Consider the following 22,433-nt stretch of genomic DNA (forward strand, 5'->3'; position numbering starts at 1 on the left):
GTCTTGCGTGCGCTTGCCCGCTATCTCACAACGTCGTCAAGGATTCGCTGCAGCAGCGGCACTCGCCGTGATCGGAGGGCTTTTCGTCCTCCCGTCCGCCGGAGCCGACCCCGCCGTCACCCCCAAGGACGTCGAGGCCGCCTTCCACAAGGCCGAGGCCATGAACGAGCAGGTCAACCAGCTCGATGTCCAGGCCAAGCAGACGCAGTCCGAGATCGACGACATCACCGGTGACATCAACCGTGACCTCGTCGACTACAACCGGCAGAAGGCCGACCTCGGCGCCGCGATCGCCCAGCAGCAGATGGACGCGCCCCTCGGGCCAAGCGTCAACCTGCTCAGCAGCGGCGATCCCGACGAGTTCCTCGCTGGTCTCGGCGCCGTCCAGGCACTCAACAGCACCCGCGCTGACGCTCTCGAGAAGTTCGGCGAGACCAGCAAGGAGCTGCAGAACCGTCGCGCCCAGCTGCAGGACCGCAAGGCCGAGCTCGCGGCCGCCCGCAAGGACGCCGACGCCAAGCGCGACAAGATCCGCAAGCAGTACGCCGATGCCAAGGCCGAGCTCGCTCGCCTGACCGCCGCGCAGCAGGCACAGTTCAACGCCAGCGACACCACGATGCCCGAGGTCGACGCCTCGGGTCGGGCCAAGACGGCCATCAACTTCGCGCTCGCGCAGCTCGGCGACCCCTACGTCTACGGCGGCACCGGTCCCAACTCCTGGGACTGCTCGGGCCTCATCATGAAGGCCTGGGCCGCTGCCGGCGTCTCGCTGCCTCGCGTGGTCGGCCCCCAGATGGCGGCCACGACGCGTGTCCCGATGAACGCACTGCAGCCCGGCGACCTCGTCGCATACGGCGACATGTCCCACATCGGCATGTACCTCGGGGGCGGCCGGGTCGTGCACGCACCGCGCCCGGGCAAGAGCGTGGAGATCACGAGCCTCAGCGGCTTCAGCGTCGGCGGGCGGGTTGGCTGACCCAGCCCGAAGGCTGGGGCCCAACGCGGTCGCCGTCCTGGTCCTGATCGCTCTGGGCACTGGGCTGCTGCTCTGGCAGCGGCCGTGGCAGGGTTCCGACGACGCTGTCGTCGGCATCCCGGCCGACGCCACGTCACGGCTCGCTGCCCAGTTCCGTGCCCTGAGCGACGCCGGCTCCGAGTCGGCCTTCGTCAGGGCTGCCGGTACGTCCGGGGCCGCCAGGGCGTTCGCGCGCCAGGCCTGGCGCGCCCGCACGGCTCTGGGCGCCGAAGCAGTCGAGCTTCGCTACGTCAGCGGTGGTGACGTCGCCGATCACGCGGACGGCTCGGCGTCGGCCGCGGTCGACGTCAGTTGGCGCGCCGGCGGCGAGATCGGTCTCAGCGACACGTCGGTGCACACCTCGTCCGTGACGTTCCGGGTGGCTCCGCAGGCGGACGGCAGGTTCTCGCTGGTCTCCGCGACGCCCAAGGACGGGGCTCTGCCGCTGTGGCTGGCCGGCGGCGTCACGGTCGAGCGGACCGCGGGATCCGTCGTCGTCAAGGTCGACGGGGGAGATGCCGAGCTTCCGGTGGAGTCGATGACGACCACGGCGAGATCGGCTGTCGGCCGGGTCGTGCCCGGCACCAGCGGCGATGTCACCGTTGTCTCACCGCACACGCAGAGCCAGATGGCGCGGATCGTGGGACAGCCGGTCGAGCAGGTGCGCCAGATCGCTGCGGTGACGACCCGGCTCGACGGTCGCGGCGGCAGCTCGGCCGACACCGTTATCGTGCTCAACCCCGCGGTGTTCTCGACGATGGATCGGCGTGCCGCCCAGGTCGTGCTGACGCACGAGGCGACGCACCTGCTGACCCACGCTGTCGGCACGCGCGCCGAGAGCTGGGTCGTTGAGGGATTCGCCGACTTCGTCGCCCTGCACGATGACACGGCATCGCTGTCGATCAGCGCCGGCCAGATCCTGGCCGAGGTCAAGGCGGGGCGTACGCCCAAGCACCTCCCGACGACGAAGGACTTCGGTGCCGAGAGCCACGGCCTCGGCGCCGTCTACGAGTCGGCGTGGATGATCTTCCGCATGCTCGGCCAGACGTACGGCGACGATCGCGTCGTGCAGTTCTACGAGTCGGTCATGTCGGGAACGCCGCTCGACACGTCGCTGTCGACGTCGTTCGGCCTGACGGTCGACCAGCTGACCAGGCGCTGGCAGGACTACCTCGCGAAGAGCGCCTCGACCGTGTCGTGAAAGTCGCGCAGCACGGCGTTGCGCTTGACCTTGAACGACGGCGTCAAATAGCCGTTGTCCTCGGTCCAGTCCTCGGGCAGGATCACGAACTTGCGGATCGACTCGGCCTGCGACACCTGTGAGTTGGCGTCATCGATCGCCTTCTGCACCTCGTCACGCAGGGCCGGGTCGTCGAGGTCGCCGGTCCATGCCTCGGAGTCGATCGTGACGAGCGCGGCGACGAAGGGCTTGCCGTCACCGACCACGAGGCACTGGCTGACGTACGCGTTGGCACGCACGCGGTCCTCGAGCACGGCCGGCGCGACGTTCTTGCCGCCCGCCGTCACGATGATCTCCTTCTTGCGGCCCGTGATGCGTACGTAGCCGTCGGTGTCGACCTCCCCGAGGTCGCCGGTCGCGAACCAGCCCTCGGCGTCGAGCGCCTCGGTGGTGGCCTCGTCGTTGTGCCAGTAGCCGGTGAAGACCTGCGGACCGCGGAAGCTCAGCTCGCCGTCCGGCCCGACACGCACCTCAGTGCCCGGAAGGGGACGGCCGACCGTGCCGATGCGCTGGTCGTCCGGCGTGTTGACGCACAGGGCGGCGGTCGTCTCGGTCAGGCCGTAGCCCTCGAGGACCGTGACGCCGATGCCGCGGTAGAAGTGCGCGAGTCGGTCGCCGAGCGGCGCGCCTCCGGAGATGGCCCACTCGGCCCGTCCGCCGAGCGCGTCGCGGAGCCGGCCGTAGACCAGCCGGTCGAACAGCGCGTGGCGCGTACGCAGAGCGAGTCCGGCCTTCCCGTTGTCAAGCGCCTTGCTGTAGGTGATCGCGGTCTGTGCGGCCCGGTCGAAGATCTTGCCCTTGCCGTCGGCGTACGCCTTGCTGCTGGCGGTGTTGAAGACCTTCTCGAACACGCGGGGCACGGCGAGCACGAACGTCGGCTGGAAGGACCCGAGGTGGGTCACGAGGTCCTTGACGTCAGCGGTGTGGCCGAGCTTGGCGCCGGAGCGGATCGCGCCGACCTGGATGATGCGGGCGAAGACGTGGGCGAGGGGCAGGAACAGCAGCGTCGACGCGCCCTCGCGTTCGAACAGCTCGGGCAGCTCAGGGATCGCGGCGCCCAGCTCGTAGCGGAAGCTGCCGTGGGTGAGCTTGCAGCCCTTGGGACGACCGGTGGTTCCGGAGGTGTAGATCAGCGTCGCCAGCGTGTCGCTCGTGAGCGCCGCCCGACGGGCCTCGACGTCGGCGTCACTGACGTCGGCGCCGTGCGTCGTGATCTCGTCGATGGCGCCGTTGTCGAGCACCCAGGTGTGACGCAGGTCAGGCGCCTCGGCCTCCTTGACCCTGGCGAGGTGGGCGTCGGACTCGACGATCGCGGCGACGGCACCCGAGTCCGAGAGAATCCATGCGATCTGCGCCGCGGACGAGGTCTCGTAGACGGGGACGGTCGCGGCACCGATCCACCAGATGGCGTAGTCGGCGACGGTCCACTCGTAGCGCGTCTTGGAGAGCAGGGCCACGCGATCACCCGCCTCGACGCCGGCGGCGACGAGGCCCTTGGCGACGGCGACGACCGTGCGGTGGAAGTCACCGAGGATGACGTCCTGCCACTCGCCGTCCACCATCCGGGCCAGCGCGACGTCGTCGGCGTGCTCTGGAAGGCGGTCGAGGATGTCGTCGGAGAGGTTGCCCAGTTCGGGTGCATGCGCCTGTGTCACGTACGGCAGGCTACTCTCACGCGCTGCGGCGTACGGAATCGGTGGGCGCCCCGGCGGCGACCTCCCGCGCGCGGCGCCCGGCACCAACACCACTAGCATGGGGACACATATTCGAGCCGGACGAGGAGGGGTGATGGCGCGAACCACGAGCGACATCGTCATCGATGCTCCAGCCGACACGATCATGGACGTGATCGCGGACTTCGGGTCCTATCCGGGGTGGGCGACGGGCGTCAAGGCGGCCGACGTCGTCGACGCCGGCGACGGTGCGCGCGCCAAGCAGGTGCACTTCATCCTCGACGCCACCCCGATCCGTGACGAGTACGACCTGGGCTACACCTGGGACGGCAACAAGTCCGTGTCCTGGAGCCTCGTCGAGAAGGGCTCGATGCTGAAGTCGATGGATGGCGCCTACGTCCTCGAGCCGGTCGACGACTCCAGCACCCGCGTCACCTATCAGCTCGCGGTCGACGTCTCGATCCCGTTGCTCGGCATGCTCAAGCGCAAGGCCGAGAAGGTCATCATCGACACCGCCCTCAAGGGGTTGAAGAAACAGGTCGAGGCGCTGTGAGCGAACACAGCTCCAGCGCGGCCTCCGAGCCGGTGGGCTCGGTCGCCGAGGAGGCGTTCAAGCTCTTCCGTGCCATGGCGTCCCAGCCCCACGCCGCCACCGAGGAAGACGCCGCGACCCATGCGTGCGCCAACACCTGGTGCCCCGTGTGCCAGGTCGCCGGATTCGTCCGCGACAACCCGGAGGCCCTGGCGAAGGTCGCCGAATCCGCTGCCCAGCTCACCCGCTCGCTCCGCGAGCTCATCGACACTGCTCTGACACCTCGGGACGAGACATGACACTGGCCGTTGGCGTCGACATCGGCGGAACCAAGATCGCGACGGGACTGGTGTCGGAGGACGGCAAGATCCTCGACTCGGTCTCCGAGCCGACTCCGGACGACGCGACCAAGATCCCGGCCGTCGTGGCCGACCTGGTGGAGCGCCTCGTCGGCGACGAGAAGGCTGCGGGCATCGGCATCGGCGCAGCCGGCTTCGTCGGTGAGGACCGCTCGACGGTGCGTTTCGCCCCCAACATCGACTGGCGCGAGGAACCGCTCGGTGAGCGCGTACGCGCCCTCGTTGACCTGCCCGTCGTCGTCGAGAACGACGCCAACGCCGCGGCCTGGGGCGAGTTCAGCTTCGGCGCCGGCGAGGACACCGACGACCTGCTGCTCGTGACGATCGGCACCGGCATCGGTGGTGGCATCGTGCACCGCGGCCGGTTGTTCCGTGGAGGATTCGGCGTCGCAGCCGAGATCGGCCACATGCGCGTCGTCCCCAACGGCATCCTCTGCGGCTGCGGACAGCACGGCTGCTGGGAGCAGTACGCGAGCGGCAGCGCCCTCGTCCGCAATGCCCGTGAACGCGTCGCGAACGAGGACGAGGGGTCAGAGGCGATCGCCGCACTCGGTGGGGGCGACCTGGCCAAGATCACGGGCCCCGGCATCACCAAGCTGGCGCAGCAGGGCGACGCCCTGGCGATCGAGCTGCTCGCCGAGCTGGGCCGCTGGATGGGTGAGGGCATCGCGGTGCTCACGACGATCCTCGATCCCAGCGTCATCGCGATCGGCGGTGGCGTGGGCGCCGCGGGCGACCTGCTGATGACACCTGTCGTCGAGGCCTTCGAGGCCCACCTCCCCGCTCGAGCCCATCGTCCGGAGGCGGCACTGCGGCTCGCGGCGCTGGGCAACGAAGCCGGCATCATCGGCGCCGCCGACCTCGCACGAGTCGAGCCCAACCATGGCTGACAAGCTCGCCGTCGGGATCGACATCGGCGGCACCAAGATCGCCGCCGGCGTCGTCGACGAGGACGGCCACATCCTGGCCCGGCTCAAGCGGGAGACTCCGACGACCGAGCCCCTCGAGGTCATCGATGCGATCGCCGACATCACCGAAGAGTTCCGTCGCGAGCACCACATCCGCGCGATCGGCGTGGGCGCCGCCGGCTTCGTCGACGCGACCCAGTCAACCGTGCTGTTCGCCCCGCACCTCGCGTGGCGTCACGAGCCGCTCCGCGATGCCGTGGCCCGGCGCACCGGCCTGCCCGTGCTGGTCGACAACGACGCCAACGCGGCCGGCTGGGCGGAGTGGCGCTACGGCGCCGCCCAGAACGAGGCGGACCTCGTCCTCATCACGCTCGGCACCGGCATCGGCGGCGCGATCGTCATCGACGGCCAGCCCTATCGCGGCCAGTTCGGCATCGCGGGCGAGTTCGGCCACATGCAGGTCGTGCCCAACGGCAATCAGTGCGAGTGCGGCAACCAGGGCTGTTGGGAGCAGTACGCCAGCGGCCGGGTCCTGACTCGTCGCGCCCGCGCGGCGGCCACCGAAGGCACCGACTTCGGCAAGACGCTGCTGGCGGAGGCCGGCGGAGACGTCAAGGCCATCGAAGGTCACCTCGTCACCAAGCACGCGCAGGCCGGCAACGACGAGGCCGTCGAGTGGATCGCCGAGGTCGGCGACTGGCTGGGCGTGGGCATCGCCAACCTGGCCGCGGCGCTCGACCCCGGGATGTTCGTGATCGGCGGCGGAGTCAGCGACGCCGGCGAGCTGCTGGTCGACCCGGCGCGAGCCGCCTTCAGTCGTACGTTGACGGGTCGCGGCTATCGGGCCGAAGCGCGGATCGTGCGGGCGCACCTGGGGCCGGAGGCCGGTCTGATCGGCGCCGCCGACATGGCCAGGCTCACAGCACGGCGCCGTCGTCCGGCCAATCCTTCCGCGAGGGCCCGTGTTCGGGCAACTGCAAGATCAAGTAGATCGCGCACGCGACGAAAGTGAGCGACGCGGCCGCCACGATCGGCCGGTCGAGGAAGACGCCGCTCAACGTGGCGATCACGAGCGACAGCGGTGCGCCCAGCACGCCCGCCCAGGCCAGCATGATGCCGCGCCGCCGGGGGATCAGCGGGGTCGGTTCGACCTTGCGGTAGAACGGCTCCTCGGGTTCCTCTGCCTCGACGTCGTCGTCGGTGCGGGGGGTCCAGGTCGGCTCTGACGCCTCGTCGACCGGCTCGAGGGGCTCGTCGACGAACGAGAGGTCGAGGTCGAGTCCTTCGACGATCTTGTCGAAGTCGTCGCGCTCAGTCACCGAATGTCCCGACGTGCTCGGCGATGAACGTCGCCGTGCGATCGAAGATCAGCTGGTCGTCGTTGTCGATCGTCGCGACGTGATAGCTCTCGGGGAGAGCCACGACGTCGAGGATCTTGGAGGACACGCCCGCCCGGATCAGCTCGACGGACGTCGGGTCGAGGACGTGGTCCTCGTCGGACTTGAAGACCAGGAGCGGCTGCGTCACCTGGTCGAGGTGGGTGCGGACGTCCTTCCACATCACGAGCTGTGACGCGAGCGCCTTGAGGGGCGTGCGGACGTAGCCGATCTCGTCCTGGCCCGGCTTCTTGATGTCGTTGCCGATGCCGGGCAGGGAGCGGGCCAGCCGCTTCAGCACCGGCAGGAGCTTGAGGTCGAAGCGGGCGAGGTTGATCGCCGGGTTGACCACCACGACGGCGTCGACGTCGGCCGGCCGCTGCTCGGCGAGCCGCAGGGCGAGGCAACCACCCATCGACAGGCCGGCGACGACGACGTGGTCGCAGCGCGAGCGGAGCTCGGTCAGGGCGGCGTCGACCTCGGCGTACCACTGGTCCCACGTCGTCGTGTTGAGCTCCTGCCATGTCGTGCCGTGACCGGGGAGGCGCGGGACCCGCACCGTGTAGCCCAGGCCGGCGAGCTGCTTGCCCCACGGCGTCATGGACGCGGGGGAGCCGGTGAAGCCGTGGCTCAGGAGGACGCCGATGCGCCCGCCGTCGGCGGAGAACGGCTCGGCTCCGGGCAGCACGGTCGGGGACGTCGTCGAGGTCATGCGTCCATCTTCCCTCATCGTGGTTCTGATCGGGTCGCATCATGCGAAAGGGACGCGGTTCAGAGTAGTGTCCTGTCCGTGTTCTATTGGTTCCTGAAGTTCCTCGCACTGGGCCCGTTGCTCAAGCTGATCTTCAGGCCTTGGGCGGAGGGCACGGAGAACGTGCCCAAGGAAGGCGCGGTCATCCTCGCGAGCAACCACCTGTCCTACTCCGACTGGTTGTTCATGCCGCTCGTGATCCCGCGCCGCGTCACGTTCGTGGCCAAGGCCGAGTACTTCGAGGGTTCCGGCATCAAGGGCTGGCTGCAGAAGACCTTCTTCTCCGGCGCCGGCCAGGTGCCCATCGACCGTACGAGCGGCTCGGCCGCTGCCGGTGCGATCAAGACGCAGCTGCGACTCCTCAAGGACGGCGAGGTGTGCGGCATCTATCCAGAGGGCACCCGCTCGCACGACGGCAAGCTCTACCGCGGGCGTACCGGTGTCGCCCGGCTGGCCCTGGAGGCCGGGGTGCCGGTCATTCCACTCGCCGTCATCGGGACCGACGTCGTCGCACCTCCGGGCAAGATCTTCGGCAAGTTCGCCCGTCCCGGCGTCCGCTTCGGCAAGCCGCTGGACTTCAGCCGCTACGAGGGCATGCAGGACGACCGCTACATCCTCCGAGCCATCACCGACGAGATCATGTACGAGATCATGCGGCTGTCGGGCCAGGAGTACGTCGACCTCTATGCGCAGGACTCCAAGAAGCGTGACCGCGATGCGGAGCGCGAGGCCGCCAAGGTCGTCGCCCGTGCCGAGGCCGACGAGGTCTGGGACGAGATCAAGCCTGAGTAACGCTCACCACCAACGAAGGGAAGCTCGATGCGCGTCGGCATGCTCACTGGGGGAGGCGACTGCCCCGGACTCAACGCGGTCATCCGCGGCGCAGTGCGCAAGGGAGTCTCCACGTACGGCCATGAGTTCGTCGGGTTCCGCGACGGCTGGCGTGGGCCGCTGGACAACGACACCATCACGCTGGACATCAACGCCGTGCGGGGCATCCTGCCTCGTGGTGGCACGATCCTGGGCTCGTCGCGGACCAACCCGTTCGCGATCGAGAACGGCGTCGAGCGCATCAAGGACAACCTCGCGGCCAACGGGTGCGACGCGTTGATCGCGATCGGCGGCGAGGACACCCTCGGTGTCGCCACCAAGCTCGCCGACCTCGGCGTCAACGTCGTGGGCGTCCCCAAGACGATCGACAATGACCTCTCCGGCACGGACTTCACGTTCGGCTTCGACACCGCGGTCAACATCGCCATGGAGGCGATCGACCGGCTCCACACGACGGCCGAGTCGCACCACCGGGTGCTGGTCGTCGAGGTCATGGGCCGGCACGCCGGGTGGATCGCGCTGCACGCCGGGCTCGCCGGTGGCGCCAACATCATCCTGATCCCCGAGCGCCCGTTCGACATCGACAAGGTGTGCGCGCAGGTCGAGAGCCGCTTCGCGACGCACTACTCGCCGATCATCGTGGTCTCCGAAGGCGCCGTTCCCGCCGACGGCGGATCGATGTCGCTCGTGAGCGGCCAGAAGGACGCGTTCGGCCACGTGCGCCTCGGCGGCATCGGCGACCGGCTGGCATCGGAGATCGAGGAGCGTACGGGCCAGGAGGCGCGGGCGGTCGTCCTCGGCCACATCCAGCGCGGCGGCACGCCCACGGCGTTCGACCGTTGGCTCGCCACCCGCTTCGGCCTGCACGCGATCCAGGCGGTGCACGAGGGTGACTTCGGCACGATGGTCGCCCTGCGCGGCACCGACATCGAGCGGGTCCCGCTGTCCGAGGGCACCAAGGAGCTCAAGGTCGTACGCCCCGAGCTCTACGAAGAAGCCGAGGTCCTCTTCGGGTGATCCGTCCACCGCTGGACTGGGTGGACGGAGCACGCGGCGGACCCGAGTAGAATCCTCGGGTGAGCATTCCCAGCCTTGACGACCTCCATGCGATGGGTGCTGCCCAGCAGCCCACGTATGTCGATCCGTCCGCCCGCGACGCCGCGGTGCAGACGCTGCGGAAGATGCCGCCCCTGGTCTTTGCGGGTGAGTGCGACGCGCTGCGCGACCGGCTCGCCGAGGTCGCGCGCGGTGAGGCGTTCCTGCTGCAGGGCGGCGACTGCGCCGAGACGTTCGAGGGCGTGACCGCCGAGAACGTCCGCAACAAGCTCCGTGTGCTGCTCTCGATGGCGGTCGTGCTGACGTACGCCGCGAGCGTGCCGGTCGTCAAGGTCGGCCGGCTCGCCGGGCAGTACGCCAAGCCGCGCTCCAGCGACACCGAGACCCGCGACGGCGTGACCCTGCCGGCCTACCGCGGCGATGCGGTCAACGGCTTCGACTTCAACCCCGAGTCCCGCGCGCACGACCCGCAGCGGCTCGTGGACGTCTACCACGCGTCGGCGTCGACACTGAACCTCGCGCGTGCCTTCACGACCGGTGGTTACGCCGACCTGCGCCAGATGCACGCGTGGAACACCGACTTCGTGAAGCACAGCCCCGTCGGCGAGCGCTACGAGCGCATCGGCGCCGAGATCGACCGCGCGCTCGCATTCATGGACGCGATCGGCGTCGATCCCGACGAGTTCCACACCGTCGACTTCTTCTCGTCGCACGAGGCACTGATCCTCGAGTACGAACACTCGCTGACACGCATCGACTCGCGCACCGAGCGCCCGTACGACGTCTCGAGCCACTTCGTGTGGATCGGCGAGCGCACGCGCCAGCTCGACGGCGCGCACGTCGAGCTGATGAGCAAGATCGCCAACCCGATCGGCGTCAAGCTCGGCCCCACCAGCACCGCCGACGACGCGATCGCGCTCTACGAGAAGCTCAACCCCGAGCGCACGCCCGGCAAGATCACGTTCATCACCCGCTTCGGCGCCGGCAAGATCCGCGACGGATTGCCCAACCTGGTCGAGAAGGTCACCGCTGCGGGCATCGAGGTCGCGTGGGTGTGCGACCCGATGCACGGCAACACGTTCGAGACCTCCAACGGCTACAAGACACGTGAGTTCGACGACGTCATTGACGAGGTCCGCGGCTTCTTCGAGGTGCACCGCTCGCTCGGCACGTGGCCCGGTGGTGTGCACGTCGAGCTCACGGGTGACGACGTCACCGAGTGTGTCGGTGGCGGCGCCAAGCTCTCGGCGGAGGACCTGTCGCACCGCTACGAGACGTTGTGCGACCCGCGCCTCAACCGGGCGCAGAGCCTCGAGCTGGCTTTCCTGGTCGCCGAAATGCTGTCTGGTCGTTCTTGAGTCACTCTCGCTTCGCGATGGGGTTGATCTCACGGGCGCTCGGGCGATCGTTCCGAGGTACTTGTCGACGTGGGTCGCGCCCTGGTCCAGGCGTCGCGTCGTGACGGAGCCTTCGAGTGGCCGGGTGAGGGGTGGTCGGGTCCATGAGTGAGCTCACGTATGCCGAGGTCGGGGCGACGGCTTCTGAGCCGTTGCCCGCGGGCTATCACCACGTACGTGCCACGCGTTCGCTCGGCGTGGTGGACCTCGACGAGGTCGCCGAGATCTTGTTCGGCTGGAAGGTGCAGGAGCGAGCCGGCGTGCGCCGGGTCGCCGGCCCGGACCGGGTCGCGCTGGGGGTCGACGTGACGTTCCGCTCGTTGCTCCAGACGATCCCTTGCCGCGTGGTCGAGGTCGTTGACGAGCCGGATCGCCGCGGGTTCGCGTACGGCACGCTGCCCGGCCATCCCGAGACGGGTGAGGAGCGGTTCATGGCTCAACGCGACCCGGGGACCGGCGAGGTGACGGCGACGATCACCGCGTTCTCGAACCCAGCGACCTGGGTGACCCGCCTCGGTGGCCCTGTCGCGCGGCTCGTGCAGCGACTGATGACGCGCCGCTACCTCGACGCGATGACTCCTTAGTCCTCCGGCTGCACCTTCAGGGTCAGCAGCACCGTGGCCAGCGAGTCGTACTGGCCGCACAGCAGCAGGAACTCGATGAGCTCGGGCTCGCTGAGGTGCCGGCTGAGTGCGGTCCAGGTGGCGTCGTCGATGTACTTGTCGTCGACGAACTGGTCGACCGCCGCGAAGAACGCGCGCTCCCGCTCGGTCCAGCCACTCCACGTCTCGTCGGCGAGGTGGTCGATCTGTGCGGGCGTGACCCCGGCCCTGCGTCCGATGCGTACGTGGTGACGGCGCTCGTACTCGCACTCGCGGATCGTCGCGATGCGCAGGATCACGAGCTCGCTCTCGCGGCGCGGCAGGCGGCCGCCCGGCATGAGCTTGCCGCTGTAGTAGAGCCAGCCGCGGAAGAGCTTGCGCTGCCGACCCAGCGTCGTGAAGATGTTGGGCTTGGTGCCGCCGATGACGCGGCCGGCGACGGCGCTGACACCGTAGTTGACGAGTCCGAGCTCCTTGAGCCCACCGGGCGCGATGCGGGGTTGGTCCATCGGGTCAGTCTAGGGGAACCTGTACGTGCGTCTCACTACGTCCGGAGGTCTCCGCGAGGACCATCGCGGCGAGCACGAGAGCCCCGCCGATCAGCAGGCGCCAGCCCAGTCCCTCGTCGCCGAACGTGATGGCGAACGTCGCCGCGAACACCGGCTCCATCGTCATGAGCAGCGCCGCCCGGGAGGCATCGAGCTGGCTCTGCGCCCACGTCTGCGCGAGCATCGCCAGCGCGCCGGCGGCGAGGGCCATGTAGATCGTCGCGACCCAGTCGCCGGACCGCTCCGGCAGCGTCAGCCCTCCCGGCGCGGCGGCGACGAAGCACAGGGCGGCGATGACGCCCATCTGGATCGTGGCCATCGCGTACGCGTCCTCGGCCGACGACCACCGCGACAGCACCACGATGTGTACCGCGTAGAGGATCGCGCAGACGAACGTGATCGACTCGCCGAACCCCACGCTGAAGCCGCGCAGCGACAGGATCGCGAGGCCGAGCGTCGACAGTGCGACGGCGACCCACACCGTGCGGGAGACCCGCTGGCGGAAGGCCAGGGACGCGAGCACGGGTGTCGCCACGACATAGAGGCCGGTGATGAACCCTGACACGCTCGCATCGGTGTGGCCGAGGCCCACGGTCTGCATGATCTGCGCGACGCCGTAGATGCCTCCGGCGTACGCACTGCGGCGGCGCATCTCGGGGGAGAGGCGGCCGATCGCGCGGGGTGCGAGCACGAGGAGCGTCGTGAACGCGATCGCGAAGCGTACGGCGAGGAAGTCCGGCGCCGGCACCCGGTCGAGCAGGTCCTTGATCAGGAAGAACGTGGAGCCCCAGACCGCCGTGACGCTGAGCAGCGCCGCGGCGGCGAGCCTGGTGCGCACGGGCTCAGAAGCCGACGATGGTGACGGTGGAGCCCTTGGGACGCTGCGAGCCGGCCCTGGGGGTCTGCGCCTTGACGGTGAAGTTGCCCGCACCGAACGCCATCATCTTGAGTCCGGCCTCATCGAGCACCTTGGCGGCGTACTTGCGCGAGTGGCCGACGAGGTCGGGGATCGTGACGAGCTCGGGTCCCTTGGACACCGTGAGCACGATGTTGTCGTCCTTGAACCTCTTGCCCTCGAACGGATCCTGCGTCACGACGATGCCCTTGGCGACGTCGTCGCTGAACACCTCGGTGGCCTTGACGTCGAATCCGAGCTTCTCCAGCGCCGCCTTGGCCTCGGTGAAGGGCTTCCCGCGGTAGTCGACGACCGAGATCGGCCTGGGACCCTTGCTGATCGCGAGGTCGACGGTCTGGCCGCGCTTGAGCTGGTCCTTGTAGGTGTGGTTGGTCGGCTTGACGACCCGGCCCTCGCGCACCTTCTCGTCATAGACCTGCGTCGTCTCGCCGACCTCGAGGTGGAGGTCGTCGAGAGCGGCCGTGGCCGCGGCGAGCGTCATGCCCTTGATGCTCGTCGGGATCTGGAAGCGTTCCTTGCCCAGGGAGACGACCGCCTCGATCGTCTTGCCCGGCAGGATCTTCGCGTTGGGCTCGGGGTTGGTGTCGATCACCGTGCCCGCCGGCGCCGTCTCGGAGAACGACTGCTTGACGACCTTGAACTTGAAGCCGTCGTTCTCGGCGGTCTCCTTGGCCTGCGCCGCCGCGCTGCCCTCGAGGACGGGGGTCTTGTCGTAGCGGCCGACGCTGAACCAGTAGCTGACGGCGAAGACCAGGAGCGCCGCCAGGACGGCCAGCACCAGGAGGTTGCGGCCCCGGTGGGAGCTCTGCTCGCTGCCGCGCGCCTTCTTGTAGTCCTCCGGTGACATCGGCGGATGGAGGCCGGCAGGTCGATCGGCGGCCGCGGGCAGCTCGGGTGGGGTGTCGAGGCCGGCGCGGGTGATGGGATCGACGGGCAACGGGGCCAGACCGGCGGACCACTGCACGGTGGCCTCGTTGACGTCGACCGACTCGGTCGCTTCGGAGTCCGAGGCCAGCGAACGGCGCGGCAGCGAGGTCGACAGGGGCACCGCGACGGTGGGTGCCTCGTCCGGATCGACGTGGCGTACGCCCGGCAGGAGGTCCGCGACGAGGTCGGGGTCGTCGGCAAGTCCGGCATCGAGTGCGCGCTGCACCGACCTGACCTGCTGCAGCATGACTCGCGCATCGGTGGACCGCTGGTCGCGGTCACGCACCGTCGCGCGCGCCACGAGCGCATCGACGTAGGGCGGGATGTCGGGCTGGATCGCCGACGGTGCGGCGATGTCCTCGTGCACGTGCTTGTAGGCCACCTGGATGGGCGACTCGCCGGCGTGCGGCTTGATCCCGGTGAGCATCTCGTAGAGCATCGCGCCGCACGCGTAGACGTCGGAGCGGGCGTCGGCGCCGTCGTTCGTGACGATCTCGGGGGCGAGGTAGGAGACCGTGCCGATCAGGGTGCCGCCGGTCGCCGTCGTCGCGGCACTGACGGCCCGCGCGAGGCCGAAGTCCGCGACCTTGACGTCGCCGTCGGGGGTGATGAGGACGTTCTCGGGCTTGACGTCGCGATGGATGATCTTGGCGGCGTGGGCGGCCGACAGGGCGACGAGCACCTGCTCGAGCAGCTCGAGGGCGCGGAACGGCGGCATCGGCGCCTCGTCACGCATGAGATCGCGCAACGTGCGGCCCGGGACGTACTCCATGACGAGGTAGGTGACGTCGCCGTCCCGCCCCTGGTCGAACACCGAGACGACGTTGCGGTGGTTGAGCTGGGCAGCGGACTTGGCCTCGCGGACGAAGCGGTCGGTGAACTGCTGGTCGTCGCCCAGGCCGTGGTGCATGACCTTGATCGCGACCTCGCGGTCGAGCCGGCGGTCGACAGCCCGGAACACGCTCGCCATCCCGCCGCGCGCAATGCGGTTGCCGATCAGGTAGCGGTCGTTGAGGACGCGCCCGACCAGGGCTTCGTCGCCCGTCACTGTCACGCCACCCTCCCTCGACATCGCTGGATCCCCCCGAACCCGTCCACTGATTCTAGAGACTCTTCCACACCAAGAACGTGACGGTGGGCGTGTCACGGTCTTGTCGTGACGTTCACCACGTCCCTGATGAGGGACGATGGGTGCCATGCGCCGATCCACGTGGGGCCTCTTGGTCCTCGCCGTCGTGGGGCTGGTCATCATCGGCTTCCTCCAACAGCCCCACGGTGGGGACGATCCAGGCGTACCCACGCCTTCGGCAGCGGCGTTCCCGCCCGAGGTCTTCGAGACGATCGCCCTGATCGAGGCGGATGGTCCGTTCCCCTACAGCCGCGACGGCGTCGTGTTCATGAACCGGGAAGGCCTGCTGCCCAAGCATGAGCGCGGCTACTGGCACGAATACACGGTGCCGACCCCGGGCGAGTCGGACCGTGGGGCCCGCCGGATCATCGCCGGACGGGGCGGCGAGCTCTACTACACGGCCGACCACTACCGATCATTCGTACGCGTGAAGGAGCCACGATGACCGCGACGTTCGCCTCGGTGCTGGCCGGCCTGGTGTCGCCCGGCGTCTACACGTGGCGTGGCAGTCGCGACCGAGACCTGGCGACCGAGGCGACCGCGGCGGGGTGGCGGGCCCTGACCCTGGACACTCGGGGTGCCGTGTCGTTCGAGGACTTCTACGACGAGGTGGCGGCCTCGTGGGCGCTTCCGGACTGGTTCGGCCGCAACCTGGACGCGCTGTTCGACGTGCTGGCCGAGCTCACCGAGCAGCGGACGCTGATCGTGTGGGACGGGCTGCGTGAGCTGGCCGACGTCGATCCGGTGCAGACCAGTGCCGTCGTCGAGGTGCTGCGCGACGCCACCGGTCAGGCCTCGACGCTCGTCGTCGTGGTGCGCGACGAGCTCGACGTCAGCGAGTTCGACGGGTTGCTGTGAGGGCGAGCGGCCCGAGCACCTGACGCGCCTCTGACCCGAGACGGTCGATGGCTTCGTCGGTTGCCGTCTCGAGCCTCGCGATGTCGTCCTCGACGGCCGCGAGCGCGCCCGAGGCGAGGATCAGGTCGCGCACGGCGTCGACGCCTTCGGGCGTGCCCAGCGACGTACGCAGCAGGGCGCGCCCAGCATCGTCGGTCAGCTCGGCAGCCCGGGCCACCAGCACGGTGCGCTTGCCCTCGCGGAGGTCGTCTCCGGCCGGCTTGCCGGTCAGCTCGGGATCGCCGAAGACGCCGAGGACGTCGTCGCGAAGCTGGAACGCCTCGCCCAGGGGGAGGGCAACCTCCGACAGGGCGGTGATCAGGTCAGGGTCGGCGCCGGCGAGGGCGGCGCCGATGTGGAGCGGCCGCTCCACGGTGTACTTGGCCGACTTGTAGCGGACGACCGTCATGGCCTCGGCGACCGAGAGCGACTCGCGCGTCTGCCCGGCGACGTCGAGGAACTGGCCGGCGACCACCTCGGTCTTGCAGAGGTCGAGGAAGCGGAACGCCTCGTCGGCCTGCGGCAGCCCGTTGGCGCGGAACATCTCGTCGCACCAGGACAGCAGGAGATCGCCGAGGAGGACTGCGGCCGACGTGCCGAAGCCCACCGCGTCACCGTGCCGTGCCTCGGTGCGATGGCGTGCCTCGAAGGCGCGATGCACGCTGGGCCGGCCACGGCGGGTGTCGGAGCCGTCCATCAGGTCGTCGTGGACCAGTGCGCTGGCCTGCAACCACTCCAGAGCTGCCGCTGCCGTGACGATTCCCCGCTCGTCGGGGGTGCCGCCTGCGACGAGCCAGCCGGCGTAGCAGAACTGCGGCCGCAGTCGCTTGCCGCCGGCGACGAACTCGATCGCGGCGTCGGCGAGGTCCTCGACGTCGGGACCCAGCTCAGCGAGGATCGCCCGCTGCCCCTCGACGAAGGATTCAAGAGTGTGATCAATACGCGACCGGAATTCGGGGTCATCGGCACGTGCGTTCACAGCCCGGACGATACCGTTGGACCATGCCTTCCCCAGACCAGTCCCTCGTCGACGCCCTCCGCGGGCCGTCGCCGAGCTACTCGTTCGAGTTCTTCCCGCCCAAGGACGACGAGGGCGAAGCCGTCCTGTGGCAGACCATCGCCGACCTCGAGGAGTTCGACCCGACGTTCGTCTCCGTGACCTACGGCGCGGGCGGCACGAGCCAGGAGCGCACCGTCCGCATCACGGCCCGCATCGCCGAGCAGACCCGGATGCGTCCCGTCGGCCACCTCACGCTGGTCGCCCAGACCAAGGGCGAGATCGAGTCGGTGCTGAAGCAGTACGCCGCAGCAGGGGTCGACAACGTTCTCGCGCTCCGCGGTGACCCCAAGGGTGGACCGCGGGCGCCGTGGGAGCCGCACCCCGACGGCATGGACCACGCGATCGACCTCGTCGGGCTCGCCAAGGATCTCGGCGGGTTCTGCATCGGGGTCGCGGCGTTCCCCGAAGGTCACCCCGACGCGGCGAGCATCGACCACGACGCCCAGGTGCTGGTCGACAAGGCCGAGGCGGGCGCGGAGTACGCCATCACGCAGCTGTTCTTCCGCGCGTCCGACTACTTCGCCCTCGTGGAGCGCGTCCGTGCCAAGGGCTGCGACATCCCGATCGTGCCGGGCATCATGCCGATCCTCAACTTCGCCCAGGTCGCCCGGATGGCCGAGTTGTCCGGCGCCGAGCTGCCGCGCGAGGTCCTCGACCAGGTCGAGCCGATCCAGGACGACAAGGCGGCCGTGCGGTCCAAAGGCATCGAGCTCGCGACCCAGCTGTGCCGCGACCTGCTCGCCGGCGGAGCGCCGGGGCTGCACTTCATCACGCTCAACCGTTCCAAGGCGACCCGGGAGATCTTCGAGGCCCTGCGCGCCGACGGTCTCGTCTAGCGCGGCGCCGCACCCACGGCCTCGGCGATCGAGGCGGTTGCCATGCCGATCGCCTCGAGGGTCGCGCCGGGATGCGCGTGCGCTCCGGCGAAGAACAGCAGGCCGCTCGGCGCCACCCCGGGGACGTCGAAGACGCTGCTCCAGCCACGCAGGGCCCATCCCCAGTGGCCGATCCCCACGAGGTCGGACGGGGTGAGGTCGATCTGCTCCTCGACGTACGGTCGCACGTCGATCCCGAAGCGTACGAGGGCGCGCAGCGGGTCCTCGCCGCTGCGGTGCTCGATCGTCCACAGGCCGTCGCCACCCGACCACATCCGGATCGGGGGATTGGCGTGCACGAAGACCTCGTCGGGCATCGCCGGCGCGTCGGCGGACAGCGCGATGAGGCTGCGTGACGCGGGGATGACCGGCATCAGGTCGACGGGTGGCAGGGGAGCGGGTCGGTGGGGCGCGCACCACACGACGATGTCGGCGGGGACGGTACGCAACGAGGTGACCACCCCACGGACCTGGCCCTCCTCGAGGATCAGCTCGTGGGCCGACTCGCTGAGTTCGACCGTGACACCGCGCTCGCCGAGCCTCGTCTGCAAGGCGGTCGCAAGTGCCGGCAGCCCGCCGGCGAAGCGCCACCGCCCGAAGGAGCGCTCGACGTAGTGCGCCACCGCGACGAACCCCGGTGTCACGGTCCGGTCCTGGCCGGCGAGTCGTGGGGGATTGAGCACGAGCTTGCGGAGCCTGTCGTCGTCGAGGTCCTTGTCGGCGAGCGTCGCGAGGCTGCGACGCGGACGCAGGACCTTGCGGACCGTACGGTCGACCGCGGGCTTGCCCGGGAACACCTGGTCGAGCGCCATGCGCCGGATGACGTCCCACTGCTCGGCGTACGTGTCGACCCACGGCGACCACTCGTCCTCGCCGAACGCCGTGATGAGCGCCTCGTGCTGGTCGCCGCGGTTGCCGAGCGGGAGGTCGAGGACCGACTTGTCCTTGAAGACGTGGCGACGTCCCTCGGTCTTCGTCAGGTCGAGCACCTGCTCGAGCGGACGACCGGACTTGCGGAACAGGTCGCGGAACACCCCCGGCAGCGTCACCGTGTCGAGCTGGAGCTGCCACGTGCGGCCGCCCACGGTCATCCCGTTGAGCCGTCCGCCGAGCACCTGCGTGCTCTCGAGGAGTGTCACGTGGTGACGCAGCTTGGCGAGACGCGCCGCAGCAGACATCCCCGCGAAGCCGCCACCCACGACCACGACGTTCGCCATGCGCGCAGACTAGCGGTGGGCCGACTGCGCGACGCCGCCGGACGCTGCCGAGATCCCTGGACGGCGCTGTGGCACAGTGTCCGTCATGGGTCCGGTCCGCACCGAGTTGATGTGGCAGTCCGTGGTGGACGCGGTCGACGTCGCGGGAGCCGGCGGCACGCTCGACGTGCTCGACCTCGGGGGCGGCACCGGCAGTGACGCCGTACGCCTCGCGGCACTGGGGCACCGCGTCACGGTCGTCGACCCGAGCCCCGACGCGCTCGCCTCGTTGCACCGCCGCGGGGTCGAGGCCGGCCTCACCGAAGGTGTCCACGCCGTCCAGGGCGACGCAGCCGACCTGCTCGACCACGTCGCCCCGTCGTCGTTCGACCTCGTCATCTGCCACGACGTCATCGAGCACGTGGACGATCCGGGCCAGGCGCTCGCGACGATCGCCACGGTGCTCCGCCCCGGCGGACACGTCAGCGTCGTCGTCGCTGGTCGCAACGCGGCCGTCGCGGCACGAGCCCTCGCCGGTGACTTCGTCACGGCTCAGTCGCTCGTCGGCCGTTCCGCGGGCTCCTGGGACGTCCGCTCGATGGGCCCTCGGCGGTTCGTCGTCGACGAGGTCGAAGACCTGCTGACGTCCCGCGGATTCGTCCCGGTCGCGACCACCGGCGTACGCGTCTTCGCCGATCTCGTGCCCAGCGCGATCGTCGACACCGAGCCGGGAGCGCGAGATGCTTTGTACGCCCTGGAGCGGCTGTTGAGCACTTCCGAGGACTTCACAGCGCTTTCGGCTGGTCTGCACACGATCGCGCGCCTAGACTTGTCAGTAGCAACACCCGATCCAGGAGGCAAAAGTGCCGCTCTCTGATGAAGAGGCCCGGCTGCTCCACCAGCTCGAGCAGTCATTGGCCGCCGAAGACCCTGACTTCGCGTCCACCCTCCGTGGCTCGAAGTTCATGGCCCACAACCGACGCGTGGCGATCCTTGCTGTCCTGGGATTCATCGGTGGGTTGGTCCTGCTGTTCGCCGGCGCGGTGTCGGCGATGACGTGGCTCGGGGTCCTCGGATTCGTCGCGATGCTCGGCACGGCCTATCTGTTCATGAACGCCTGGAAGCGTGGCATCGGCCGCAGCGACGAGGAGCCGGCCCGGACGTCGGGCAAGCCGTCGAAGCCCACCGGCACGTTCGTCGACCGCATGGAGGAGCGCTGGCAGCGCCGCCGGGACGGCGACGAACGCTAAAAGCTCCCCACTTCACTCCACCTTCACCACAGCCGCCCCCTCGGGGGCGGTTTTTCTTTGCCCTGACGGCGTTTTGAGGAGATTCCACGCCGAGGAGCACTCGCCCAGAAATCCGGTCAAACCTGCCTGAAATGGGTGCCGGGTGGGGGAACGTGGGGTATGGTGGAGCGAAATGGAGGAACTGGTCGGCGGCGAGGAGGAGAGAGGTGAACCCGGATGTCGCAAACTTCTTCGGCACCTACACCCCTCGTCTCGACGACAAGGGCCGGCTCTTCCTCCCGGCCAAGTTCCGCCCTCGCCTCGAGCACGGCATCGTGCTCACCCGCGGGCAGGAGAACTGCATCTACGGATGGACGACCGAGGCGTTCAACGCCTTCACCGACCGGGTCCGCGACACGCCCTTCACCAACCAGGCGGCCCGCAACTTCACCCGCATGTTCTTCTCCGGCGCCTCGTCGGAGGTTCCGGACAAGCAGGGCCGGATCTCGGTGCCGACCGTTCTCCGCGAGTGGGCGCACCTGGACCGCGACTGCACGGTCGTCGGGGCGATGGACCGCATCGAGATCTGGGACTCGGGCCGATGGACCGAGTTCTCGAACGCGCAAGAGGGTCCGTTCGCGGACATGTCAGAGGAAGTGATGCCCGGCATCTTCTGACGGTCGCGCGGCGAGATCTGCGCCCGCGTGGTTCTGACATCACTTCCCCGGTGTCAGACCCAGCGGACGCAGATCTGGCCACACGACATCAGCCGGGCACGACAACGAGCGGAGAGGACGAGGTGGCATGAGGATCGACACGGGCACGAGGCGCGTACGGCACGAGGTGGCCGACGGCGTACGGCTCATGGCCTTTTCTCTCGGCTCGTCCATCGCGCTCGCCGCCATCATCGCTCTCGTTCTGGGGTCGCTATGACCGAGGCGAGCCACGTTCCGGTCCTCCTCGAACGCGTTCTCGACCTGTTGGCTCCTTCAGTCGCCGTCGATCGTCCTGTCGTCATCGACGCGACGCTCGGTCTCGGCGGTCACACCGAGGCGATGCTCAACCGCTTCCCCGACCTGCACGTCATCGGCATCGATCGCGATCCTGAGGCGCTCGCCCGGGCCAAGACGCGGCTCGAGTCCTTCGGCGACCGGGTGACGTTCGCGCACGCGGTCTACGACGAGATCGCCGACGTCGTCGCCGAGGCCGGCTTCCGCACCGTGTCGGGCGTCCTGTTCGACCTCGGTGTCTCCTCGATGCAGCTCGACCTCGCCGAGCGCGGCTTCGCGTACGCACAGGACGCGCCGCTCGACATGCGGATGAACCCCGAGGACGAGCTCACGGCTGCCGACATCCTCAACACGTACACGTCGCGCGATCTCGCCAAGGTCCTGCGGGAGTACGGCGAGGAGAAGTTCGCCAAGCGCATCGCGGACGCCGTCGTCGCCGAACGTGCGCGTGAGCCGTTCACCGACAGCGCCCGCCTGGTCGACCTCATCCGGACGTCGATCCCGGCGGCGGCGAGGCGCACCGGTGGCAACCCCGCGAAGCGCACGTTCCAGGCCCTTCGCATCGAGGTCAACGACGAGCTCGGCGTCTATCGTCGGGCGTTGCCGGCGTCGCTCGAGGTGCTGGCTCCCGGCGGTCGCGTCGTCGTGCTGGCCTACCACTCGCTCGAGGACCGCATCACCAAGCGCGCATTCACCGAGGTCACCACGACCGACGTGCCGCGCGACCTGCCGTTCGTCCCTGAGGGACACGAGGCGCGATTCCGCCTGGTCACGCGTGGCGCCGAGATGGCGACCGACGCGGAGATCGAGGAGAACTCGCGTGCCCGGTCCGTACGCCTTCGGGTCGTCGAGCGGATCGCAGCATGAGCGAGCGTCAGCGAGTGAACCACGACGCGCTCATGCCGT

26 protein-coding genes are annotated in these 22,433 nt (G+C 69.3%); 18 read left to right on the forward strand and 8 right to left on the reverse strand.

Features of this window, described 5'->3' with window-relative positions; translation table 11 throughout:
- The first annotated feature begins 7 nt into the window (after window positions 1–7).
- Window positions 8–976, forward strand: coding sequence for a C40 family peptidase (locus ASC61_RS15175; RefSeq protein ID WP_157439516.1), 969 nt, complete (start codon window positions 8–10; stop codon window positions 974–976).
- Window positions 969–2,216: a basic secretory protein-like protein gene (locus ASC61_RS15180; RefSeq protein WP_056213275.1), complete on the forward strand. Its 1,248-nt coding sequence runs from the start codon at window positions 969–971 to the stop codon at window positions 2,214–2,216. The genes ASC61_RS15175 and ASC61_RS15180 overlap by 8 nt, the downstream gene beginning before the upstream one ends.
- On the opposite strand, the gene ASC61_RS15185 is transcribed toward ASC61_RS15180, so the two are convergent.
- The gene (locus ASC61_RS15185; protein ID WP_235503567.1) at window positions 2,183–3,910 is read right to left on the reverse strand and encodes an AMP-dependent synthetase/ligase; all 1,728 of its coding nucleotides are present in this window, start codon (window positions 3,908–3,910) and stop codon (window positions 2,183–2,185) included. The genes ASC61_RS15180 and ASC61_RS15185 overlap by 34 nt on opposite strands.
- Window positions 3,911–4,043: 133 nt before the next feature.
- Here ASC61_RS15185 and ASC61_RS15190 point away from each other — a divergent pair, with 133 nt between their 5' ends.
- From ASC61_RS15190 to ASC61_RS15205, 4 genes are read left to right on the forward strand one after another with little or no spacing between them, the layout of a single operon-like run.
- Window positions 4,044–4,481 (forward strand): SRPBCC family protein, encoded by a 438-nt coding sequence (locus tag ASC61_RS15190; RefSeq protein WP_056213277.1) that lies wholly within the window; start codon window positions 4,044–4,046, stop codon window positions 4,479–4,481.
- Window positions 4,478–4,759, forward strand: a complete 282-nt coding sequence (locus ASC61_RS15195) for a hypothetical protein (protein WP_056213278.1) — start codon at window positions 4,478–4,480, stop codon at window positions 4,757–4,759. Before ASC61_RS15190 ends, ASC61_RS15195 begins: the two co-directional genes overlap by 4 nt.
- Window positions 4,756–5,709: an ROK family glucokinase gene (locus tag ASC61_RS15200; RefSeq protein ID WP_056213281.1), complete on the forward strand. Its 954-nt coding sequence runs from the start codon at window positions 4,756–4,758 to the stop codon at window positions 5,707–5,709. The genes ASC61_RS15195 and ASC61_RS15200 overlap by 4 nt, the downstream gene beginning before the upstream one ends.
- Window positions 5,702–6,739 carry an ROK family glucokinase gene (locus tag ASC61_RS15205; RefSeq protein ID WP_056213283.1) on the forward strand — a complete coding sequence of 346 codons (1,038 nt, stop codon included), beginning with the start codon at window positions 5,702–5,704 and terminating at the stop codon, window positions 6,737–6,739. The genes ASC61_RS15200 and ASC61_RS15205 overlap by 8 nt, the downstream gene beginning before the upstream one ends.
- Here ASC61_RS15205 and ASC61_RS15210 read toward each other — a convergent pair.
- Window positions 6,645–7,046, reverse strand: a complete 402-nt coding sequence (locus ASC61_RS15210) for a hypothetical protein (protein WP_056213284.1) — start codon at window positions 7,044–7,046, stop codon at window positions 6,645–6,647. The genes ASC61_RS15205 and ASC61_RS15210 overlap by 95 nt on opposite strands.
- A complete protein-coding gene (locus ASC61_RS15215) occupies window positions 7,039–7,815 on the reverse strand; it encodes an alpha/beta hydrolase (RefSeq protein WP_056213287.1) in 777 nt (258 codons plus the stop codon). The genes ASC61_RS15210 and ASC61_RS15215 overlap by 8 nt, the downstream gene beginning before the upstream one ends.
- A gap of 78 nt (window positions 7,816–7,893) precedes the next feature.
- On the opposite strand from ASC61_RS15215, the gene ASC61_RS15220 reads away from it, so the two are divergent.
- From ASC61_RS15220 to ASC61_RS15235, 4 genes are all read left to right on the forward strand, one after another.
- Complete coding sequence (locus ASC61_RS15220) at window positions 7,894–8,646, forward strand: lysophospholipid acyltransferase family protein (protein WP_056213288.1); 753 nt, start codon at window positions 7,894–7,896, stop codon at window positions 8,644–8,646.
- A gap of 27 nt (window positions 8,647–8,673) precedes the next feature.
- On the forward strand, window positions 8,674–9,702 hold the full coding sequence (locus tag ASC61_RS15225; RefSeq protein ID WP_056213290.1) for a 6-phosphofructokinase: 1,029 nt from the start codon (window positions 8,674–8,676) through the stop codon (window positions 9,700–9,702).
- A 59-nt stretch (window positions 9,703–9,761) separates the two neighbouring features.
- On the forward strand, window positions 9,762–11,099 hold the full coding sequence (locus ASC61_RS15230) for a class II 3-deoxy-7-phosphoheptulonate synthase (RefSeq protein WP_327019496.1): 1,338 nt from the start codon (window positions 9,762–9,764) through the stop codon (window positions 11,097–11,099).
- 143 nt (window positions 11,100–11,242) lie between these two features.
- The gene (locus ASC61_RS15235) at window positions 11,243–11,722 is read left to right on the forward strand and encodes a DUF1990 family protein (protein ID WP_056213293.1); all 480 of its coding nucleotides are present in this window, start codon (window positions 11,243–11,245) and stop codon (window positions 11,720–11,722) included.
- On the opposite strand, the gene ASC61_RS15240 is transcribed toward ASC61_RS15235, so the two are convergent.
- From ASC61_RS15240 to pknB, 3 genes are read right to left on the reverse strand one after another with little or no spacing between them, the layout of a single operon-like run.
- Entirely contained in the window at window positions 11,719–12,249 is a 531-nt protein-coding gene (locus ASC61_RS15240; RefSeq protein WP_056213294.1) for a carboxymuconolactone decarboxylase family protein, read from the reverse strand. The genes ASC61_RS15235 and ASC61_RS15240 overlap by 4 nt on opposite strands.
- A gap of 4 nt (window positions 12,250–12,253) precedes the next feature.
- Window positions 12,254–13,126, reverse strand: a complete 873-nt coding sequence (locus ASC61_RS15245) for a DMT family transporter (RefSeq protein WP_056213296.1) — start codon at window positions 13,124–13,126, stop codon at window positions 12,254–12,256.
- Between the two features lie 4 nt (window positions 13,127–13,130).
- Window positions 13,131–15,185 (reverse strand): Stk1 family PASTA domain-containing Ser/Thr kinase, encoded by a 2,055-nt coding sequence (pknB, locus tag ASC61_RS15250; protein ID WP_235503568.1) that lies wholly within the window; start codon window positions 15,183–15,185, stop codon window positions 13,131–13,133.
- A gap of 142 nt (window positions 15,186–15,327) precedes the next feature.
- On the opposite strand from pknB, the gene ASC61_RS15255 reads away from it, so the two are divergent.
- Window positions 15,328–15,705: a ribonuclease domain-containing protein gene (locus ASC61_RS15255; protein ID WP_082530857.1), complete on the forward strand. Its 378-nt coding sequence runs from the start codon at window positions 15,328–15,330 to the stop codon at window positions 15,703–15,705.
- Window positions 15,702–16,118, forward strand: coding sequence for a barstar family protein (locus ASC61_RS15260; RefSeq protein WP_056213302.1), 417 nt, complete (start codon window positions 15,702–15,704; stop codon window positions 16,116–16,118). Before ASC61_RS15255 ends, ASC61_RS15260 begins: the two co-directional genes overlap by 4 nt.
- Here the strand turns inward: ASC61_RS15260 and ASC61_RS15265 are convergent.
- On the reverse strand, window positions 16,093–17,136 hold the full coding sequence (locus ASC61_RS15265; RefSeq protein ID WP_200935467.1) for a polyprenyl synthetase family protein: 1,044 nt from the start codon (window positions 17,134–17,136) through the stop codon (window positions 16,093–16,095). The genes ASC61_RS15260 and ASC61_RS15265 overlap by 26 nt on opposite strands.
- A gap of 23 nt (window positions 17,137–17,159) precedes the next feature.
- Between ASC61_RS15265 and metF the strand changes: the two genes are divergently transcribed.
- The gene (metF, locus tag ASC61_RS15270) at window positions 17,160–18,053 is read left to right on the forward strand and encodes a methylenetetrahydrofolate reductase [NAD(P)H] (protein WP_056213305.1); all 894 of its coding nucleotides are present in this window, start codon (window positions 17,160–17,162) and stop codon (window positions 18,051–18,053) included.
- On the opposite strand, the gene ASC61_RS15275 is transcribed toward metF, so the two are convergent.
- Window positions 18,050–19,309, reverse strand: coding sequence for a phytoene desaturase family protein (locus tag ASC61_RS15275; RefSeq protein ID WP_056213307.1), 1,260 nt, complete (start codon window positions 19,307–19,309; stop codon window positions 18,050–18,052). The genes metF and ASC61_RS15275 overlap by 4 nt on opposite strands.
- A gap of 85 nt (window positions 19,310–19,394) precedes the next feature.
- Here ASC61_RS15275 and ASC61_RS15280 point away from each other — a divergent pair, with 85 nt between their 5' ends.
- The 5 genes from ASC61_RS15280 to rsmH all read left to right on the forward strand — a co-directional run bounded on the left by ASC61_RS15280 (window position 19,395) and on the right by rsmH (window position 22,394).
- Window positions 19,395–20,165 carry a class I SAM-dependent methyltransferase gene (locus tag ASC61_RS15280; RefSeq protein WP_056213309.1) on the forward strand — a complete coding sequence of 257 codons (771 nt, stop codon included), beginning with the start codon at window positions 19,395–19,397 and terminating at the stop codon, window positions 20,163–20,165.
- Window positions 20,152–20,538, forward strand: coding sequence for a DUF3040 domain-containing protein (locus ASC61_RS15285; RefSeq protein WP_056213310.1), 387 nt, complete (start codon window positions 20,152–20,154; stop codon window positions 20,536–20,538). The genes ASC61_RS15280 and ASC61_RS15285 overlap by 14 nt, the downstream gene beginning before the upstream one ends.
- Before the next feature lie 206 nt (window positions 20,539–20,744).
- Complete coding sequence (gene mraZ / locus ASC61_RS15290) at window positions 20,745–21,194, forward strand: division/cell wall cluster transcriptional repressor MraZ (protein ID WP_056213312.1); 450 nt, start codon at window positions 20,745–20,747, stop codon at window positions 21,192–21,194.
- Window positions 21,195–21,321: 127 nt separating this feature from the next.
- Window positions 21,322–21,450 carry a hypothetical protein gene (locus tag ASC61_RS20390; RefSeq protein WP_268750617.1) on the forward strand — a complete coding sequence of 43 codons (129 nt, stop codon included), beginning with the start codon at window positions 21,322–21,324 and terminating at the stop codon, window positions 21,448–21,450.
- Complete coding sequence (gene rsmH, locus ASC61_RS15295) at window positions 21,447–22,394, forward strand: 16S rRNA (cytosine(1402)-N(4))-methyltransferase RsmH (RefSeq protein ID WP_056213314.1); 948 nt, start codon at window positions 21,447–21,449, stop codon at window positions 22,392–22,394. The genes ASC61_RS20390 and rsmH overlap by 4 nt, the downstream gene beginning before the upstream one ends.
- Window positions 22,395–22,433 lie beyond the last annotated feature (39 nt).

It is taken from the genome of Aeromicrobium sp. Root344, from assembly GCF_001425755.1.
Lineage (GTDB): Bacteria > Actinomycetota > Actinomycetes > Propionibacteriales > Nocardioidaceae > Aeromicrobium.

Excerpts from the sequence above, each read along its gene's own strand:
- ASC61_RS15190 (WP_056213277.1), top strand. The coding sequence starts at position 4,044 with ATGGCGCGAACCACGAGCGACATCGTCATCGATGCTCCAGCCGACACG.
- ASC61_RS15200 (WP_056213281.1), top strand. The coding sequence starts at position 4,756 with ATGACACTGGCCGTTGGCGTCGACATCGGCGGAACCAAGATCGCGACG.
- ASC61_RS15205 (WP_056213283.1), top strand. The coding sequence starts at position 5,702 with ATGGCTGACAAGCTCGCCGTCGGGATCGACATCGGCGGCACCAAGATC.
- ASC61_RS15215 (WP_056213287.1), bottom strand. The coding sequence starts at position 7,815 with ATGACCTCGACGACGTCCCCGACCGTGCTGCCCGGAGCCGAGCCGTTC.
- ASC61_RS15225 (WP_056213290.1), top strand. The coding sequence starts at position 8,674 with ATGCGCGTCGGCATGCTCACTGGGGGAGGCGACTGCCCCGGACTCAAC.
- ASC61_RS15235 (WP_056213293.1), top strand. The coding sequence starts at position 11,243 with ATGAGTGAGCTCACGTATGCCGAGGTCGGGGCGACGGCTTCTGAGCCG.
- ASC61_RS15240 (WP_056213294.1), bottom strand. The coding sequence starts at position 12,249 with ATGGACCAACCCCGCATCGCGCCCGGTGGGCTCAAGGAGCTCGGACTC.
- ASC61_RS15255 (WP_082530857.1), top strand. The coding sequence starts at position 15,328 with ATGCGCCGATCCACGTGGGGCCTCTTGGTCCTCGCCGTCGTGGGGCTG.
- ASC61_RS15260 (WP_056213302.1), top strand. The coding sequence starts at position 15,702 with ATGACCGCGACGTTCGCCTCGGTGCTGGCCGGCCTGGTGTCGCCCGGC.
- metF (WP_056213305.1), top strand. The coding sequence starts at position 17,160 with ATGCCTTCCCCAGACCAGTCCCTCGTCGACGCCCTCCGCGGGCCGTCG.
- ASC61_RS15275 (WP_056213307.1), bottom strand. The coding sequence starts at position 19,309 with ATGGCGAACGTCGTGGTCGTGGGTGGCGGCTTCGCGGGGATGTCTGCT.
- ASC61_RS15280 (WP_056213309.1), top strand. The coding sequence starts at position 19,395 with ATGGGTCCGGTCCGCACCGAGTTGATGTGGCAGTCCGTGGTGGACGCG.
- ASC61_RS20390 (WP_268750617.1), top strand. The coding sequence starts at position 21,322 with ATGAGGATCGACACGGGCACGAGGCGCGTACGGCACGAGGTGGCCGAC.
- rsmH (WP_056213314.1), top strand. The coding sequence starts at position 21,447 with ATGACCGAGGCGAGCCACGTTCCGGTCCTCCTCGAACGCGTTCTCGAC.